Origin of the sequence: Bacillus sp. SIMBA_026 (genome assembly GCF_046535335.1) — a bacterium.
Classification (GTDB): domain Bacteria; phylum Bacillota; class Bacilli; order Bacillales; family Bacillaceae; genus Bacillus; species Bacillus velezensis.
In genome coordinates this window covers 1-268 of sequence record NZ_JAWRWX010000197.1, presented here as the reverse complement: position 1 = coordinate 268, position 268 = coordinate 1, and the positions used below count along the sequence as shown (strand labels likewise).

The following is a 268-nucleotide window of genomic DNA, read 5'->3' as shown; positions in this document are numbered from 1 at the left end:
CCATGCGTGCCACCGCGTTAACGTCAAAGACAATGCCGTGCACGGTTTTCAAGTGCCGCACCAAAGCAGGGTTCATCCGGGCCTGCTCGGTCAGCTGCAGCTCGTAGTCGTCCTCGCCGGGACGGACCGTCAGCATGATGGAGGTCAGCATTACGGGCGCTGAAACGCGCTGGGGCTTCCCGCCCACGGCCGATGTCCAGACCACCGTTCCCGCAGATAAGTATCCGGCCTCGATGCCGCGATCGTTGCTGAGTTCGAAGATTTTCGA

The 268-nt window shown here is 61.2% G+C and carries 1 protein-coding gene; it reads right to left on the bottom strand.

Annotation, left to right across the window (positions count from 1 at the left end; genetic code table 11):
• On the bottom strand, window positions 1-235 hold a 235-nt coding region (locus SB847_RS21180), incomplete at its 3' end, for a hypothetical protein (RefSeq protein WP_410578598.1).
• Window positions 236-268: the final 33 nt, after the last annotated feature.